Source organism: Blattabacterium cuenoti (assembly GCF_014251315.1).
GTDB classification, from domain to species: Bacteria; Bacteroidota; Bacteroidia; order Flavobacteriales; family Blattabacteriaceae; genus Blattabacterium; species Blattabacterium cuenoti_AJ.
The window spans coordinates 1-18,941 of record NZ_CP059185.1; the positions used below are offsets into that span (position 1 = coordinate 1).

Below are 18,941 nucleotides of genomic sequence, written 5' to 3' on the forward strand. Positions count from 1 at the left end.
ATGGATAATGAAGCTTTAATAGATTCTTTTTCAGATTTTAAATATGAAAAAAATATAGATAGAGTGAGTCTTATGGCTATATTAGAAGAATCTATCCGATGTGTTCTAAGAAAAAAATATGAATCATCAAAAAATTACGATATCATTGTAAATCCAGATCAAGGTGATTTAGAAATATGGAGAAATCGGATAGTAGTGGAAGATGGAAAAGTAAAAGATACAAATAAGGAAATAGAACTATCTATAGCTAAAAAAATAGAACCCGATTTTGAAATCGGAGAAGAAGTTACAGAAAAAGTAGAATTACAATCTTTAGGAAGAAGAGCCATTTTATCTCTAAGACAAAATTTGCTCTCTAAAATTAATGAATATGATAATACAAATATTTATAAAAAATTTAAAAATAAAATAGGAGAAATTATTAATGTAGAAGTCTATCATATTTTACCGAAACAAATAATTATGAGAGATGATGAACAAAATGAAATGGTTTTACCTAAGCAAGAGCAAATTCCAAGTGATTTTTTTAGAAAAGGAGATCCAGTTAGAGCCTTAGTTAAACGAGTGGATTGGAAAGACAGTAAACCTTTTGCAATTCTTACCAGAAAAGACGAATCTTTTTTAGAAGAACTTTTTAAAGTGGAAATTCCAGAAGTTTCTGATGGTTTAATTACAGTCAAAAAAGTAGCACGAATTCCAGGAGAAAAAGCTAAAGTTGCTGTAGAATCTTATGATGATCGTATTGATCCAGTCGGAGCTTGTGTGGGTATGAAAGGTTCTAGAATTCATCCTATTGTTAGAGAATTAAAAAATGAAAATATTGATGTAATCAATTATACCTCTAATATACAATTATATATAACACGATCTTTAAGTCCTGCTAAAGTTTCCATGATGGAAGTTAATGAAGAACATAAATATGTTAATGTGTATGTAAAAATTGAAGAAATATCGAAAGCAATTGGAAAAGGAGGTCAAAATATCAAACTCGCTAGTCAATTAACCGGATACAAAATTCATATATTCAAAGATTATCCTTATGAAGATGATGTGGAATTAACAGAATTTTCTGATGAAATAGAACCAGAAGTTTTAGAAAAATTTCATAAAGTAGGTTTAAACACAGCAAAATCTGTTTTAAACTACAATAAAAATGATTTAAAAAAACGAACTCATCTTGAAGAAAAAACTATAAATAAAATATTTTCCATATTGCGGAAAGAATTTGAAGAAGAATTAAATATAAATCCATAATTTTTTTCTTTCTAATGTTTTTGTTATTAACATAATACATTTTTATATATGACTGATAAAATCAGATTAAAAACAGTATTAACCAAATTTAATGTTTCCTTACAAAGAGTAATTAGTTTTTTACAAAAAAAAGGAATTCAAGTAGAAAATAATCCTAATGCAAAAATAGAAGAACAAGTATACAAATTTATTGTTCGAGAATTTCAAACTTACAAGGAAATACGAGATGCTTCTGAAAAAGTTTTTTTGCAAAAAAAAATGGAAAAAGAGAAAATAAAAGAAGAATTATTAAAATCAAAACATATTCATAATCACAAAGTTATACGAGATAAATCAGAAAATTTAATTGAATTCAAAAAAATAGATATTGAGATATTAGATAAAAAATATGGGAATAAGGAAGAAAAAAAAAATAATTTACATCAACATAAAGAAAAAAAAATAGAAAATAAATTTAAAAATCATAAACCTGAACATATTGATACTATTTATCAGAAGTTAGATGGGGTCATGTTAACAGGAGATAGAATAGATCTATCTCAATTTGAAAAAAAAAGAACGAAATCAGAAATTCGAAAGAAACGAAAAAGAATTAAAAAAGAAATTCTTATTGAAGAAATAAAGAATATTTCTCCAGTAAAAAAACAAAATAAAGAAAAAAAATTCAATAAACATTCTAACGAAAAGAAAATAGATAAATCGAAAAACAAAAAAAATACACAAAAATCGATAATTACTGATGAACAAATCAAAAAACAAATTAAAGAAACTTTAGAAAAGTTATCTTCCAAAGGAATAAAATCAAAAGCTTCAAAAATTAGAAAAGAAAAACGTCAGTCTAAAAAAGAAAAAAGACTTTTGCAAAATGAAATAGAAAATAAAAAAGAAGAAAAAATTCTTAAACTAGCTGAATTTACTACAGTAAATGAATTAGCATCTATGATGAAAGTAAATGCTACTGATGTGATTGTTTCTTGTATGTCTTTAGGAATTATGGTTACTATGAATCAGAGATTAGATGCAGAAATATTAACTTTAGTAGCAGATGAGTTTGGATTCGATGTAAAATTTGTTGGACTGGATTTAGAAGAGGCGGTTCAAGATGATAAAGATTTAGAGGAACATTTAAAACCTAGATCTCCCATTATTACTGTAATGGGACATGTGGATCATGGAAAAACATCTTTGTTGGATTATATTAGAAATGCTAATGTCATTGCTGGGGAAGCAGGCGGAATTACTCAACATATAGCAGCTTATAGTGTAGAATGTTCCAATCATCAAAGTATTACTTTCTTAGATACTCCAGGTCATGAAGCTTTTACTGCTATGCGAGCAAGAGGAGCGCAAATAACAGATATCGCAATCATAGTTATTGCAGCGGATGATAAGATTATGCCACAAACGAAAGAAGCTATTAGTCATGCTCAAGCGGCTAACGTTCCTATTCTTTTTGTTTTCAATAAAATGGATAAATCTGATGCAAATTCCGATAAAATTAGAGAACAATTAGCTAATTTAAATTTTTTAGTCAAGGAATGGGGTGGAAAATATACTACTCAAGAAATATCAGCAAAATTGGGATCTGGAATCGAAGAATTATTAGAAAAAGTTCTTTTAGTGGCAAAATCTTTAAATTTAAAAGCTAATCCAAATAAGCCTGCGATAGGAACAGTAATAGAAGCTTCTCTAGATAAAGGAAGAGGATATATCACAACCTTACTTTTGCAAGGAGGAACATTAAAAGTAGGAGATTATGTTTTAGCAGGAAGTCATCATGGAAAAGTAAAAAATATTTTAGATGAACGAGGTAAATCTCTTCCTTCAGCAGGACCATCTCAACCTATTACTATACTAGGATTAAATGGAGCTCCTACTGCGGGAGATAAATTCAAAGTATTTAAAGATGAAAAAGAAGCTAAACAATTGGCGTCTAGAAGAGAACAATTGCAAAGAGAACAAAATATACGAGCTCAAAAACATTTGACATTAGATGAAATAGGAAGACGTATAGCATTAGGTGATTTTAAAGAATTGAAAATTATTATTAAAGGAGATGTAGATGGATCAGTGGAAGCTATTGCTGATGCTCTTCAAAAATTATCTACAAATACTATTGTAATCAATATTATTTATAAAGGAGTTGGTCAGATTACAGAATCTGATGTTTTGTTAGCAAGTGCTTCAGATGCTATTATTATAGGATTTAATGTTCGTCCTAATATTGGTGCTAAGAATATAGCAAAAAAAGAAAATATAGAAATACGAACTTATTCTATTATATATGATGTAACCAATGATATTCAAGAAGCTATGGATGGAATGTTATCCCCAGAAATCAGAGAAAAGATATTAGGAAATGCTGAAATTAGAGAAATTTTTAAAATCCCTAAAACAGGAACTATAGCTGGATGTATGGTCATAGAAGGGAAATTATCACGTCAATCAAAAGTAAGATTGATCAGAGAAGGGATTGTTATTCACAATGGAGAATTTACATCTCTAAAACGTTTTAAAGAAGATGTTAAAGAGGTTTCTAAAGGATATGAATGTGGGTTAGGAATAAAAAATTATCACAATTTAAGATCTGGAGATATTATAGAAGTTTATGAAGAATTATCCGAATATAAAAAAAACTAATAAAATATAATGTATAGAACACATAATTGTGGAGAATTGAGTTTGAAAGATATTGAAAAAAAAGTGATATTATCTGGATGGATTCAAAAAATAAGAAATTTAGGATCTTTATTTTTCATAGACATTAGAGATTATTTTGGCATCACACAACTAATTGTTTCTAAAAAATCAGTAAAAGAAAATTTTTCTTTGGAAAAAGAATTTCTGATTAAAGTAGAAGGAAAAGTAGTAGAAAGATTATCTAAAAACTACAATATTCCTACAGGAGAAATCGAAATTTTGGTATTCCATATAGATTTATTAAACTCATCTTTATTTCCTCCTTTTACTATAGAAAATAAAACAGATGGAAATGAAGAAATGAGAATGATTTATCGATATCTTGATATTAGAAGAAATCCCATTAAAAATAATTTGATAATTCGTCATAATTTGGTTTTAGAAACTCGTAATTTTCTTTCTAAAAATGGATTTTTAGAAATAGAAACTCCTGTATTAATTAATGATACTCCAGAAGGAGCTAGAAGTTTTGTTGTTCCTTCTAGAACACATCCTAATAAATTCTATGCATTAGCTCAATCTCCACAATTATTCAAACAATTATTGATGATAGGAGGAATAGACAAATATTTTCAAATTGTTAAATGCTTTAGAGACGAAGATTCTCGCTCTGATAGACAAATAGAATTTACACAAATAGATTGTGAAATGTCTTTTGTAGAAGAACATGATGTATTAGTATTTTTTGAATATTTTATTAAACATATTTTCAAAAAAATTAAGAATATTCAATTAGATTCCTTCCCTCGTATTTCTTATTCTGATGCTATAAAAATGTACGGAACGGATTCCCCTGATATTCGTTTTTCTATGTCTTTTGTAGAATTGAATGATTTAGTTAAAATCAAAAACATTTCTTTATTGAAAGAACAAGAATTCGTGATAGGAATTAAAATTAAAAAATGTCATGACATACATAATAATGATAAAATAAATTGTTTTTTGAAAACAATAGAAAATAAGAATTTTTTTTGGATAAGATATTTACATAATCAAACTTTACTTTCTTCTAATCAAAATTTTTTAAACGAAAAAATTTTAAAAATTTTTGTAAAATATTTTAAAGCTTTACCCGGTGATTTATTATTTTTTTCTTACGGAAAAAAAATAAAAACTAGAAAAGAACTTGGAAAAATACGATTAAAAATAGCAGACTTTTTTAATCTAAAAGATCCTAAAATTTTTAAACCTTTGTGGATTACAGATTTGCCACTCTTAAAATGGGAAGAGAGATCGAAAAAATATAAATCTGTACATCATCCATTCACCAGCCCGAAAGAAGAAGATATTCATTTATTGGAAAAATGTCCAAAAAATATTCGTTCTAAATCTTATGATTTAATTATAAATGGAGTAGAAATCGGAAGTGGATCTATACGTATTCACAATAAAAACATACAAAATCTAATTTTTAAACATTTGGGATTTTCTAAAAGAGAAATAGAATCTAGATTCGGTTTTTTTATAAAAGCTTTTGAATATGGAGTTCCTCCTCATGGAGGGATTGCTTTTGGATTAGATAGATTAGTTAATATTTTGGAAGGAAATAAAAACATAAAAAATTTTATTGCTTTTCCAAAAAATAATTATGGAAAAGATTTAATGATAAATGCTCCATCTTTATTGGAAAAAGAAAAATTAAAAGAGTTACATTTTCGTTAAGTGATTTTGATATCGTAAACAAGATTGATGATATACAGAAATAGCTTCTTTTCTATCCTTCCAATTTCCTATCTTTACTTTTTTATTTTCTAAATCTTTATATACTAAAAAAAAATGCTCTATTTCTTTTTTTGTATGTAAAGAAATCTCATCAATATTATTTATAATATTATAATTAGGATCTGAAAGAGGAACACAAATAATTTTTTCATCTTCTCCTTTATCATCTATCATAAAAAAAATTCCTATAGGTTTCACTTTTATTAAACAACCTGGAATTGTAGGTTCTGTTAAAAAAACTAATACATCTAATGGATCTCCATCCATAGAAAGAGTTTTTGGAATAAAACCATAATCTGTTGGATAACTCATAGGAGAATACAAGACTCGATCTAATCGAATTAGATTATTTTTTTTGTCAAATTCATATTTGTTTCTGCATCCTTTGGGAATTTCAATAAGTGCATCAAAACTGATTTTCATAATTTTTATATTATATTTTTGTATAACAATTAAATCTTTCTAAATATAAAGCTACTTTTTTAGCAAAACAACCACCTAAAACACCATCTATTACACGGTGATCATAAGAATGAGATAAATAGATTTTATGTCTTATTCCTATTAAATCCCCTTCTGGTGTTTCTATTATCGACAATTTTTTTTGTATTAAACCTATTGCCATAATAGCAACTTGCGGTTGATGGATAATAGGGGTTCCAAAAAGATTTCCAAAGCTACCTATATTACTAATAGTATAAGTCCCCCCCTGAGTTTCTTCAGGTTTTAATTGATTAGATTTAGCTCTTTTTATTAAATCATTAATAATTTTTATTAATCCTATTAAATTATAAGAATCTGCATTTTTGATCACAGGAACAATTAAATTTCCGTCGGGTAAAGCAGTAGCTAATCCTATATGAATATTTCTTTTTTTTATTATACTTGTTCCATTTACAGAAATATTTATCATGGGTAGATCTTTTATAGCTTTTACTACACATTCCACAAAAACGGACATTAAGGTTAATTTTTCTCCCGTATTTTTCTGAAAAGTATCTTTCATTTTATCTCTCCATTTTACTATATTAGTCACATCCGCCTCGACAAAAGAAGTTACATGTGCAGAAATATTTTTACTGCTAATCATATGTTCTGCAGTAATCCTGCGTATTCTATCCATTTCAATTATTTCTTCATTTTTATCATTATTTTTACTTCTAACACTATCATATTTAGGTACAACAGGACTGTTTTTTTTATTAAAACGAATATATTTTAATATATCTTTCTTAGTAACACGTCCTTTTTCTCCAGTTCCTTCTATCGTTTCCAATTCATAGAAACGGATTCCTTCTCTATGAGCAATAGTACGAACAAGAGGAGAATAAAAACGTTTTTTATTTTTTTCTATTGGCATGTTCTTTAAAAAAAATTTTTCTTCTGTTTCTAAAATAGCAATGAAACTCCCCACTTTAGCAACTTCATTGGGAGAAAATAGTTTCTTTTTTAAGATCCCATTTACAGGGGAAGATATTTCAGAATCTACTTTATCTGTAGCTATTTCTACTAAAAGATCTTCTTTTTTTATAGAATCTCCCTCTTCTTTTAACCAACGAATGATAGTAGCCTCAGCTATACTTTCACCCATGGCTGGAAGGGGCAAATTATACTCGGCCATCTAGATTAATCGTTTTATATTTGTATATACTAATCAGATTTTACACGAAATAGAAAACTTACAAAATCAAAAATAACAAATTCATTTTAAAAAATGAAAATTCTTTCTTTAAATCAAATCAGAAAAGCAGATCAATATTGTATTGATTCCGAATCAATTTCTTCTGTTCAATTAATGGAAAGAGCAGCTAAAAATTGTTTTAATTGGATTATTCATAACAAATATTTTAAAATTAAAAAAATTCCATTCATAGTATTAGTAGGAAATGGAAATAATGGAGGAGATGGATTATCTTTATCTTATATGTTACATTTATATGGAGCAAAAGTTTCGGTATATGGAGTTAACATTTCTAATCATTTTTCAAATGAATTTTTAATCAACAAAAGAAAAGTATTACAACATGGAATAAATTTTAAAATAATTGATGAAGGTGAAAAATTCCCATTTTTTAATAAGGAAAGTTATATTATTGATGCTATTTTTGGAATAGGATTTAATCGTACAATTAATCAATATTGGAAATCTTTTTTCCATTATATCAACGAAAAAAAATTTAAAGCAGTTATATCCATAGACATTCCATCTGGACTTTTTATAGAAAAAAGTCATGAAATCTTTGAAGGAATAATCAAAGCTACTCACACTTTAACTTTTCAAGTACCAAAACTACCTTTTTTATTACCAAATTACGAAGATTATGTTGGGAAATGGTATTTAATAAATATTGGATGGAAAGAAAATTTTATTCGTAAAATACAAACGAATAATTTTTATATAGATGATGTATATATTCATGCTATATATAAAAAAAAAATAAGAAAGAAATTTTCACATAAAGGAAATTATGGACATGGAATGATTATAGGTGGAAGTTTTGGGATGATCGGTTCTGTTATTTTGTCCGCAACTGCTAGTTTTCGTTCTGGAATAGGAAAATTAAGTGTATATGTTCCTTTTGATGGATATCAAATTATACAAAATTCACTTCCAGAGGCTATTGTAAATACAGATAACACGAAAAAACATTGGATTAGTAATATTGTGATTCCTAATGAAAATATAAATGCAATAGGAATAGGAATGGGAATGGGAATACACCCCAAAACTGTGTACGCTCTAGAATCTTTTTTGTTAAAAAACAAAAAAATTCCTATGATAATTGATGCAGATGCCATAAATATATTATCACATAAATCACTATTATTGGATCTTATTCCGGAAGAAACCATTCTCACTCCACATCCAAAAGAATTTCAAAGATTATGTCGATCATGGAAAAATGATTATGAAAAATTACATCTCTTAAAAAAGATGTCTAGAAAATATAAAATTTTTATTGTGTTAAAAGGAGCTCATTCTGTTGTTTCAACGCCTGATGGAAATCTATACTTTAATAGTACAGGAAATACAGGTATGTCAACAGCTGGTAGTGGAGATGTACTCACTGGAATGATAATGAGTTTTTTATCTCAAGGATATTCTAAAAAAGAATCATGTATAATGGGTGTTTATTTACACGGATTAGCAGGAGATATAGCCTCAAAAAAATTAAGTGAAGAAGCTATCATGGCTAATGATATTATTAATCATATAGGGGAAGCTTATCTGAAGCTAAAAATTTAAGTTTATTTATTCAAATTTTTTTGTGTAAAATTTATATGTAATGGTATATAATAAAATTATGATTGTTGTCAACAAACAAATTTTAGAAATAAAATCTCCATATTTAATGTAAAAAGTTTTATTTCTATTGAGAAATATTTTTTTATACAAAAAACCTTCCTTTCCATAAGGAATATATGACATAATTTCTCCTTTTTCGTCAATAAAACAAGAAATCCCTGTATTTGCAGATCTAGCTACACATTTTCGATTTTCAATCGCTCTAATACGAGCGTAATACATATGTTGTTTATGTCCTTGTGATAACCCCCACCATCCATCATTAGTAATAATGATCATTAATTCTACATTTTTTTTTCTAAAAAAACTAGAAACATATTCTCCAAAAACAGATTCATAACAAATAATAGGAGCTATTTTTATACCCAAATAAGGATATTTAAAAACAGAAGGATCCTTTTCTTTTCCAAGTTCCATTACAGTTCCTCCAAAATTAAGTAATATATTTCCTAATATAGGTGAAAAAATTTTTTTATAAGGAAAAGTTTCTACTGCTGGAACTAACTTAGATTTATGATGAAATTCAATATTTTCATTACTTCCTATTTGAATTACAGAATTAAAAATATCTACCCATTGTGTATTTTTTTTTTCTTTTTGAAAAATAGGAATGGAAGTTTCACTTTTATTTTTACGATATAAAGTATATAATTCTACTCCTGTTATAAACACTGTATTTGGAGATTTATTTTTTAAGTAATCTTGAAAAGTAGAAATGATTTTGTTTTTATTTATATCTTTTATTCGTATTTTGTTTCCTTTTCCTGGAAACATGGTTTCAGGAGCTATAATAATCATAGATTCCTTAGATATTTTTTGATCTATTAATTTTTTTAATTTGAAAATTAATTCATCTGTTGAAATACGGTATTTTTTATTATATGGATCTATATTGGGCTGTAAAATTAATACATTTGCAGTACGTTCATGTTGATTCCTTTTATATTTTATATATATAAGATTTGAAATAAAAATCATGAAAAAAATGATTCCTATATTGAAAAATATTTTCTTATATAAGAATAAGATATTTTTATCATTTTTATACTGAAAAATGGATTCTGTCAATCCAATATTGACTATCCATATCCATATAGACCCTCCTAAAATTCCTGTATACTCATACCACTGAATCCATTCCGTACGATTAGCAAAACCATTTCCTAAATTTAGCCATGGCCAAGATAATTCCCATTCTAAATGCATTTTTTCAAATGAAATCCATAAACAAATTAAAAATACATATCCTATTTTTTTGTTTTTTACATGTTTTTTTATACATGAATAAAAAGAAAAAATAATTGACATAAAAAGAGCATTAAGTAAAACAGGGGCTAAATAAGCTTCTATTGCAAAAGTTCCATTAGCTCTTTTTGCATAAGATAACCACCATGTAGAAATAGCATTCCATGTTAAAAAAGTAATAAAAGAAAATAATAAAATAGAAAATAAAGAATGATTCAAATAATTTTCTATATATAATAAAGGAATAAAAGCGATAAACAAATATATAGGAGAACCATAAGTGGGCCATCCCAGTCCTAATAATACGCCGGAAAATACACTGTATATAAAAAATTCAACTTTTTTTATTTGTGTAAAATTTAATGAATATAAATAAAATAAGTGGAGCTGGCGGGATTCGAACCCGCGTCCAAAAAAGCAGTATAAAAGATTTCTACATATTTATCCAAAAAAATTTTTACATTTTTATCCAAGTTTTGGATCCAGAATAAAAACTGAAGATTCAAAATATAGTTTCAGAAAACTTAAGAATCATCTGTTTTCTTATCCTTAAGACTTTTTCAGTACCTCTGTATCAGAAATTATAAGGAATAATTTCTGAGAGATATTTTGCTTCTGCATTTTTTGCAGATTAAGCTATAATGTATTTGTTAAAAAACATTAAGCAGCAAAAGCGTATTCTTTTTCGCCATTTATATATTCTGTAACGCTTGATTTACGTGTAAGACCTTACGTAACACGATATGCTTTCTTTTATTACTCATCTTTCTGTCAAATCCAAAATCAGCCCCTAATTTTTAAAATCATTATTTATACACTAATTTTAGATCAAACTAGTTTGATCTAATGCATCCATTCTTATAAAGATAAATAATAAAACAGTAAAAGACCAAAGAGAAGATCCTCCATAACTAAAAAAAGGAAGAACAATCCCTATGGTAGGGAAAAGCCCCATAACCATCCCTAAATTAATAATTAAATGAATAAAGAGAATATTTCCAACTGAATATCCAAAAATTCTTCCAAAAACATCTTTTTGTCTTTCAGATAAAAAATAAATACGACTAATAAATAATAAATAAAATATAATCAGAATTACACTTCCTATAAAACCCCATTCTTCTCCTACTGTACAAAAAATATAATCAGTATGCTGCTCAGGAACAAATTTTCCTTTTGTAACAGTTCCTTTTTGATATCCTTTTCCAAAAAATTTTCCAGAACCAATAGCTGTTTTAGAATATAACAAATTATATCCTACATTATCTCTATATTTCCTATCAAATTCATTTTGAAATAAAATATTGATTCTATCTTTATGATGTTGTTTTAAAAATTTTTGAAAAAAAAATGGAGAAAAAACAGAAAAAACTGAAAAACTAATAAATAAAAATATATAAAAAAATAAATCAATAAATAATATCTTTTTCTTAAAAAGAAAGAAAAAAACAAAACTAATAAATAAAATTAGAACTACAATCCAAGGAGATAGATTTAACGAAATTATAAACAAAAAAATATAAAACAAAAAATAAAGTATAAAATAAATAGATAATCCTTCTCTGTATAAAGTAAGAAGAAAAGAGGAAAAAACTATAGAAGAACCAGGATCAGGTTGTAAAAGTATCAAAAAGGCAGGTAATACTAATATGACAAATATATGTAATAATCCTTTATTATTATTTTCGATATCTTCTTGACTCATAATATGAGCGATCATTAAAGATGTTGATATTTTAGCTAACTCAGATGGTTGAAAACTAATAGAACCAAAAACATACCAAGATTTTGACCCATTTATATTTTTTCCGAAAAAAAATACTCCAATCAAAAGAAACAACGTAAATAAAAAGAAAAATGGAGTTATATGCTTATAATGAATAGGCTTAAATAGAAAAATAATAAATATAAAAATAAAACTTAATAATATCCATATTAATTGTTTTTCTGCTTTTTCTGGAGATACGGAATATAAATTCATATACCCAAAAAAAATCATAATAATATAAATAAAAACAACCCCCCAATCTATGTTTCTAAACAATATTTTATTTCTTTTTACCAAGATAATTTTTTGTGTAAAAATTATTTAATTTTTTCATTTTTGCTATTGAACTATATATTTTTTTCAGTCCTGAAGTCATTATTCTTTGTTCCATATTTTTTCTAATTACATTATTTTTTATATATTTCTCTGCAATAAGACTAGCAATAGGCCCAGCCCAACGAGATCCAAATCCTCCATTTTCTATTATAACAGAAATAGCGATTTTAGGATCTTCTACTGGGGCAAACAATATAAAAATAGAATGATCGGGTAAAGAAACTATTTTATGATTCACTTTAATAAAATTTTGAGCCGTTCCTGTTTTTCCAGCCATTCTAATGTCGGATGATTTAAAATTTTTTCCAGTTCCAATAATGAAAACTTTTTCCATTCCACTAATAATCAAATCAAAATATTTACTTTTAACTTTTGTGTATTTAGCTACAGTATAATTAGGATTTGATATAGGTTGATGATTAATTCGTTTTACTATATGTGGAGTATAAAAAAAACCTCTATTTGCTATAGCACATACCATATTAGCTAATTGCATAGGAGTTACATTAATCTCTCCTTGACCTATACTATTAGAAATAATCGTGATAGCATTCCATTTTGTTGTTCCATATTTTTTATTATAATAATCTCCAGAAGGAATAACACCTTTTTCTCCTGTAGCTAAATCGTTATATAAGTAATTTCCAAAACCGAAACTTTTAATAATATCACACCATTCATTAACTCCTTTTGTTAAATTTTTAGGATATTTTTCTATAACACGTTTATAAACTTGAGCAAAATAATTATTACAAGAAACAGCCACCGCTGTTTCTATCCCTATAGGGAATCCATGAATTCCAGAATGGCAATGAATTCTTTTTCTTCCATATTTAAATCCCTTATAACATATAAAAGTAGTATTGGGATCTACAACTCCCATTTGTAGACCTGCTAATTCAGTAAGTAATTTAAATGGAGAAGCAGGTGGATAACGGGCCTGTGTACTTCTATCAAATAAAGGATTATCTATTGTATCTTTCATTAATTTTTGAAATTCTTTAGAACGATTTATACCTACAAATAAATTAGGATTATTAATAGGGCTAGAGACCAAGGATAAAATTTCTCCATTTTTAGGATTTATAGCAACGATTCCTCCCTTTTTTTGATACATAAGCTGTTCTGCATAATTTTGTAAATTCCAGTCTATGGTTAAAGAAATATCATTTCCACTAACAGCTTTTATATTATTTTTTCTATTATTATAACTTCCAATAATACATCCTTTTCTATCTCTTAACCAATATTTTACTCCTTTTTTTCCTCTCAAAATTTTTTCATAAGATTTTTCTACTCCAGCCCAACCAATAAAATCTCCTATTTGATAATAATTAGATTCTTTTTTAATATCTTTTTGAGTAACTTCTCCTATATATCCTAAAATATTGGCTGAACTTTCTACTTTATAATCCCTAAGAGAACGTTTTGTCCAATCAAAACCTTTATATTTATAAAGTTTCTCTTGTATAGTAGCAAATTTTTCCTTTGAAATAAAAGGTAAAAAAACGGATGGTAAATACTTAGAATAAGCTTTTGCTTTTTCTAAATTTTTAGAAAAAGTATTTTTCTCAATTCCTACAAGATTGCAAAATTCCACGATATTGAAATGTTCATCTATAAGAATAGGAATAACTATTAATTCATAAATAGATTTGTTAAAAACCAATAAATTTTCATTTCTATCAAAAATAGATCCTCTTTCAGGAATAATAATTTCTTGTTTGATAGAAGTATTAAAAGCATTTAAAATATACTTTTCCGTATATATTTGTATATAAAATAGTCTGATTATAAGAATTAGGGCTACAGAACTTAATAAAATGTAAAATTTATATAATTTTTTCAATGTTTAATTTTTTTGAAAAAAAAATATATAATACATAAAATAGTTGTAAAAATACTGCTAAATATTGTTCTAAATAAAACAATTTGATTGAAAATATTTCCCTTAAATATTCCTAATATTAACAAAGAAAAATAATGTGTAAGAACTAATGAAAATATATAAAGTGTTTTTCTAACAAAAGGCAATTCATAAATTGAAAAATCGTTTCTATTTATAAAATTTTTTCCATCAAAAAACTGTAAAAATTTCAATCTTAAAAAAGCAGATAAAGTAGAAGAAAAAGCATGAATTCCTCCAGAATTCATACAATGATCAATTACCCATCCTATTAAAAATGATAGAAATAAAAATACAAACCTATTTTCATTATATGGATATATTAATATAAAAAGAATATATATATAAGAATAGAATTCTGAAAATAAAGGATTTAATATTGATATTTGAATTAAACAAAAAATAAAAATATAAAATATAGAAATAATAAAACTTTTGAGTAAATTCATTATTTATTTTCAACTTTATAAAGCTGAAGATCATTCCATTCTTTTTTAAAAAAATTTTTCACAACATAAGCGTTTTCTATAGTAGAAAAATTAGCCATGAGTTTTACTTTTATAATATAATTAGCATGTTCTTCATCAAATTTATAAGAATGGACTTTTCCTATTGGAATTCCTTCAGGAAAAGTAGCGGATTTTCCATCTGTTTCTACAATATCTCCTTTATGTATAGTGGAATGTCTTGGAATATCATATAAAATTACATATTCATGATCTACTCCATCCCAACTAAGAGTTCCAAAGCACTTATTTTTCTTTAACCTAGCATTAACTTTAATTTTGGGGTTTAAAAGAGAAATTGCTATACTAAAATGTGGAGAAGTTTTGATTATAATTCCTGCAATACCATTAGATAATATAATTCCCATATCTGGTTTTATCCCGTCTATATTTCCTTTGTTGATTGTTATATAATTATCTTGTTCGTGAATACTATTATTTATAATTTGTACTGGAGTAAAAGTATACTGTTGTAAATAATTAATATCTTCTTCTTTAAAATCTTTAGATATTTTTCTTATTTTATAAGATATTTGAGCGTCACGTAACTTTCTATTTTCATTTAGAAGTTTTTGATTTTCAATTTCTAGTAAAAAATAACTACGCAGTTTATAGATAGTTTCATAAATTTTCCCAATTATAAAATTGGAAGAACCAGCATAAATATATTGATGAAATTTTGAATTTGAAAAAGAAAGAAAAATAGCAGAAAATTCTAGTAAAAAAAAGAAAATAATAAAACGCCATTTTAAAAAAAAATTAATAAATTCACGCATAAGATTAGTCTCCTATTTCATTAAAAATGTAAATTTATCAATATTTTTTAACGCTACTCCTGTTCCTTTTACCACAGCCCTCAAAGGATCCTCAACTAAGGAAACAGAAAGTCCGGTTTTATTGGATATTCTTTTATCTAATCCTCTTAAAAGAGATCCTCCTCCAGCCATATATATTCCTGTTTTGTAAATATCTGCGGCGAGTTCCGGTGGAGTTCTAGAAAGAGTTTCCATGACAGCATCCTCAATTCGTAAAATTGATTTATCTAAAGCAGGAATTGTTTCTTTATAAGAAAGATTCATTTCCTTAGGTTTTCCTGTAGGGAGATCTCTTCCTTGTATATGAATATCCTCCGGAGGAGTTTCTATAGATTCCATAGCCGCTCCTATGTCTATTTTTATTTTTTCTGCAGTTCTTTCTCCAATGTACAGATTATATTTAGAACGAAGAAAATAGGCAATGTCATTAGTAAAAACATCTCCAGCTATTTTTATAGATTTTTGACATACAATTCCACCTAAAGCTATGACTCCACATTCTGTGGTCCCCCCTCCTATGTCAATGATCATATTTCCTTCTGCTTTAGTTACAGAAATTCCTGAACCAATAGCAGCTGCCATGGGTTCTTCAATAAGATAAACTTCTTTAGCGTTAAGATGCTGAGCTGAATCTTTGACTGCCCTTTTTTCCACTTCTGTTATTCCGGATGGAATGCAAATAACCATTGTTAATGATGGAGTAAAAAATTTATTATTGACTCCTGGAATTTTCTTAATAAATTCTTTAATCATAAGTTCTGCTACTTGATAATCTGCAATTACCCCATCTTTCAATGGTTTGTATATTTTAATATTTTCATGTGTTTTCCCTTGCATTTGTTTAGCTTCTTCTCCTACAGCTAATACTTTTTTTGTTCTTACATCTATAGCTATTATTGAAGGAAGATCAACTATTACTTTGTTATTATGCATAATCAATGTATTTGCTGTTCCTAAATCTATAGCTATTTCTTGAGTAAAAAGATTCTTCATAAAATCTACTACTAATCCCATTAATATTTTTTTTTATGAAAATATCCACCTAATTTAAAAATAAAATTACAGTTTTTCAGTATATTAAATATGTTATAATAATTTTTATTTTGAAAGAACATGATGTATTCTTGTTGCAAGGGAGCAATAAAAAAGATAAAAAAAAATATTTGGATAAATCTTTAATTTTAATATCTCAAAAAATTGGTAAGATTATTAAAATGTCATCATGTTTCGAAAGCGAAGCATGGAATATGAAAAATTATTCTATTTTTTATAATAGAGCTTTACATATAAAAACAAATTATTCTCCTATTGATCTTTTAAAAGAGATTTCGAATGTAGAATTCCTTATAGGAAGAAGAAAAAATTCTTGTAAAGGAGAGTATCAAAATCGAGAAATAGATATAGATATTTTATTTTATGATCATATTATTATATGTAGTTTCATTTTGACAATTCCTCATCCATTATTACATTTACGAAGATTTGTTTTAGAGCCTATGTGTGAAATAGATCCAAATAAAAATCATCCAATATTTAATTTAACTATCTTAGAAATGTTAGGGGTATGTATGGATAAATTATATGTAAAAAAAATTTTATAATAAACTTTACTTATTAAATAAATCAATTTGCATAAAATTCGGATTTCTGTCTATATCATATTATTTATTTTTTCTATCTCTATCTTTTACGGAAATGAAAAAAATGATGATTTTATTGATAATCATCAAAAAAACGATTTTTCTTTTATAAAAAATGTTTTAAAATATAAATCAAATATACAAGAACATGATATAAAAGAAGGAAAATCATATTTAAGAGGACAAGCTTCTATAGAATATGATAACACAAAAATTGAAGCAGATTATATAGAATTTAGTTGGAAAAATGGAGATTTGTATGCTTTATCAAAAGATAAATCTGTTCTTTTACAAAGAAAAAATAAACAATATTTTTTCAAAAAAATTCACTTTAATTTAAATCATAAAATAGGAGAAGGTAAGAACTTCTATATAAAAGAAAAAAATCATATTGTAATAGCTAATGATATTTTGAAAAAAAAAGAGGATATTTTAATGAAAAAAATTATATATATATCAGATCCCTTTTTTTTGAAAAAGAAAGATAATTTTCCTGATTTTTATTTAAAAACAGATTATTTAAAATATTCTTATTTGAAAAAATATATTTTTTCAGGCCCAATTTTTTTCTATTGGTATAGAGTTCCAATGCCTATTTTTTTTCCTTTTTTATACATGCCTATAAAATTGAAACAAGCATCTTCTGGTATTATATATCCAAAATTCGGAATTCAGAATAAAAAAATTTACATGGAAGATTTAGGATTATTTTTTCCTATTTCTGATTTTTTAAATTTTAGGATAAATGCTTCCATATATAATACTGAAGAATGGAAAATTAAAACAAAGATAGAATATAAATTAAGATATTCTTATCATGGATTTATTAATTTTGATTATCAAAATATGTTAAATCAACAAAAAAATTATCTGTTTCAATGGAAACATAATTCAGATTTTAAATCAAATTCTGAAATAAATTTCAATGCAAATATTAATTATAACAATATTATTTTACATAATAAAAATAAAAATGAGGATTTTTCTTATATCAACATAAGAAAAAAATTTTATAATTATTTGTGGTTTATCGATATTTATATGATTCAAAATCATGATAAAAAGAAAATAAAATTTATAATTCCAGAGTTAATTTTACATACAAATAATATACTTTTTAATGATAAAAAAAATTATTTTTTAAATCAGGTAAATGTTGAAAATAGATTACAATTCTATAATTTTATAAATTTTCATAAAACAAAAACAACATATTTTCATGCTGGATTTAATCACAATATGAGCATGAATACTTATTTTTCTTTTTTTTATCCTTATTTTAAGATTTCATCTAAAATTTTATATGAGGATTTTTATGCGTGGAATTTTCCACACTTTCATGTTTCAAGTTTAAAAAAAATAAATTTTTCAACAAATATAGTATCTATTCCATTTTATAAAATTTGGAAATTAAAAAATAGTATTCTATTAAAACATCAAATCGAACCGATTTTATCTTTTCATATGATATACTTTCCTACTATTTCTTATGACGTAAAAAATCATCTTGAAAAAAGAATAAATTTGATTTTAAATAACGATTGGATAATCAAAAATTCATGGAATCACGTTGATGTTCCTAAAAAAATAGAATTTATAAAAGAAATAAAGGCCTCATTTATTATTGATCGTAATTTCATAAAATGGGATAATTTTCATGTTATGGGGAATACTGATTTAGCAAAAAATTTAGAAGTAAAATATAAGGCAGGAATAAATTTTTCTAAAAAAGAAAAAGAAAA

The 18,941-nt window shown here is 25.7% G+C and carries 14 protein-coding genes and 1 other RNA gene; 6 read left to right on the forward strand and 9 right to left on the reverse strand.

Features of this window, described 5'->3' with window-relative positions; translation table 11 throughout:
- Genes nusA through aspS form a run of 3 tightly spaced genes read left to right on the forward strand, consistent with a single transcriptional unit; the run spans position 1 to position 5,616 of the window.
- Entirely contained in the window at positions 1–1,254 is a 1,254-nt protein-coding gene (gene nusA, locus H0H74_RS00005; protein WP_185849226.1) for a transcription termination factor NusA, read from the forward strand.
- A 48-nt stretch (positions 1,255–1,302) separates the two neighbouring features.
- The gene (gene infB, locus H0H74_RS00010; RefSeq protein WP_185849227.1) at positions 1,303–3,894 is read left to right on the forward strand and encodes a translation initiation factor IF-2; all 2,592 of its coding nucleotides are present in this window, start codon (positions 1,303–1,305) and stop codon (positions 3,892–3,894) included.
- Positions 3,895–3,903: 9 nt separating this feature from the next.
- A complete protein-coding gene (aspS, locus tag H0H74_RS00015; RefSeq protein ID WP_185849228.1) occupies positions 3,904–5,616 on the forward strand; it encodes an aspartate--tRNA ligase in 1,713 nt (570 codons plus the stop codon).
- Here aspS and H0H74_RS00020 read toward each other — a convergent pair.
- Both H0H74_RS00020 and H0H74_RS00025 read right to left on the reverse strand, forming a co-directional pair.
- Complete coding sequence (locus H0H74_RS00020; RefSeq protein WP_185849229.1) at positions 5,602–6,099, reverse strand: inorganic diphosphatase; 498 nt, start codon at positions 6,097–6,099, stop codon at positions 5,602–5,604. The genes aspS and H0H74_RS00020 overlap by 15 nt on opposite strands.
- A 10-nt stretch (positions 6,100–6,109) precedes the next feature.
- Positions 6,110–7,297, reverse strand: a complete 1,188-nt coding sequence (locus tag H0H74_RS00025; RefSeq protein WP_185849230.1) for a dihydrolipoamide acetyltransferase family protein — start codon at positions 7,295–7,297, stop codon at positions 6,110–6,112.
- Positions 7,298–7,390: 93 nt separating this feature from the next.
- Here H0H74_RS00025 and H0H74_RS00030 point away from each other — a divergent pair, with 93 nt between their 5' ends.
- On the forward strand, positions 7,391–8,923 hold the full coding sequence (locus H0H74_RS00030) for an NAD(P)H-hydrate dehydratase (RefSeq protein WP_185849231.1): 1,533 nt from the start codon (positions 7,391–7,393) through the stop codon (positions 8,921–8,923).
- 6 nt (positions 8,924–8,929) lie between these two features.
- On the opposite strand, the gene lnt is transcribed toward H0H74_RS00030, so the two are convergent.
- The 7 genes from lnt to H0H74_RS00065 all read right to left on the reverse strand — a co-directional run bounded on the left by lnt (position 8,930) and on the right by H0H74_RS00065 (position 16,573).
- The gene (lnt, locus tag H0H74_RS00035; protein ID WP_185849487.1) at positions 8,930–10,576 is read right to left on the reverse strand and encodes an apolipoprotein N-acyltransferase; all 1,647 of its coding nucleotides are present in this window, start codon (positions 10,574–10,576) and stop codon (positions 8,930–8,932) included.
- Positions 10,577–10,607: 31 nt separating this feature from the next.
- Positions 10,608–11,019: a transfer-messenger RNA gene (gene ssrA, locus H0H74_RS00040) on the reverse strand.
- A gap of 32 nt (positions 11,020–11,051) precedes the next feature.
- On the reverse strand, positions 11,052–12,293 hold the full coding sequence (gene rodA, locus H0H74_RS00045; protein ID WP_185849232.1) for a rod shape-determining protein RodA: 1,242 nt from the start codon (positions 12,291–12,293) through the stop codon (positions 11,052–11,054).
- Positions 12,277–14,181 carry a penicillin-binding protein 2 gene (gene mrdA, locus H0H74_RS00050; protein ID WP_185849233.1) on the reverse strand — a complete coding sequence of 635 codons (1,905 nt, stop codon included), beginning with the start codon at positions 14,179–14,181 and terminating at the stop codon, positions 12,277–12,279. Before mrdA ends, rodA begins: the two co-directional genes overlap by 17 nt.
- Entirely contained in the window at positions 14,178–14,486 is a 309-nt protein-coding gene (locus tag H0H74_RS03105; protein WP_238784094.1) for a hypothetical protein, read from the reverse strand. Before H0H74_RS03105 ends, mrdA begins: the two co-directional genes overlap by 4 nt.
- A 200-nt stretch (positions 14,487–14,686) precedes the next feature.
- Positions 14,687–15,520 (reverse strand): rod shape-determining protein MreC, encoded by an 834-nt coding sequence (gene mreC / locus H0H74_RS00060; protein ID WP_185849235.1) that lies wholly within the window; start codon positions 15,518–15,520, stop codon positions 14,687–14,689.
- Between the two features lie 12 nt (positions 15,521–15,532).
- On the reverse strand, positions 15,533–16,573 hold the full coding sequence (locus H0H74_RS00065; protein WP_185849236.1) for a rod shape-determining protein: 1,041 nt from the start codon (positions 16,571–16,573) through the stop codon (positions 15,533–15,535).
- An 89-nt stretch (positions 16,574–16,662) separates the two neighbouring features.
- Here H0H74_RS00065 and folK point away from each other — a divergent pair, with 89 nt between their 5' ends.
- A complete protein-coding gene (gene folK, locus H0H74_RS00070; protein ID WP_185849237.1) occupies positions 16,663–17,160 on the forward strand; it encodes a 2-amino-4-hydroxy-6-hydroxymethyldihydropteridine diphosphokinase in 498 nt (165 codons plus the stop codon).
- 27 nt (positions 17,161–17,187) lie between these two features.
- On the forward strand, positions 17,188–18,941 hold a 1,754-nt coding region (locus H0H74_RS00075; protein ID WP_185849238.1), incomplete at its 3' end, for a putative LPS assembly protein LptD.

Coding starts and splice junctions, on each gene's coding strand:
- nusA (WP_185849226.1), top strand. CDS start 1: ATGGATAATGAAGCTTTAATAGATTCTTTTTCAGATTTTAAATATGAA.
- infB (WP_185849227.1), top strand. CDS start 1,303: ATGACTGATAAAATCAGATTAAAAACAGTATTAACCAAATTTAATGTT.
- aspS (WP_185849228.1), top strand. CDS start 3,904: ATGTATAGAACACATAATTGTGGAGAATTGAGTTTGAAAGATATTGAA.
- H0H74_RS00020 (WP_185849229.1), bottom strand. CDS start 6,099: ATGAAAATCAGTTTTGATGCACTTATTGAAATTCCCAAAGGATGCAGA.
- H0H74_RS00025 (WP_185849230.1), bottom strand. CDS start 7,297: ATGGCCGAGTATAATTTGCCCCTTCCAGCCATGGGTGAAAGTATAGCT.
- H0H74_RS00030 (WP_185849231.1), top strand. CDS start 7,391: ATGAAAATTCTTTCTTTAAATCAAATCAGAAAAGCAGATCAATATTGT.
- H0H74_RS03105 (WP_238784094.1), bottom strand. CDS start 14,486: ATGAATTCTGGAGGAATTCATGCTTTTTCTTCTACTTTATCTGCTTTT.
- mreC (WP_185849235.1), bottom strand. CDS start 15,520: ATGCGTGAATTTATTAATTTTTTTTTAAAATGGCGTTTTATTATTTTC.
- H0H74_RS00065 (WP_185849236.1), bottom strand. CDS start 16,573: ATGGGATTAGTAGTAGATTTTATGAAGAATCTTTTTACTCAAGAAATA.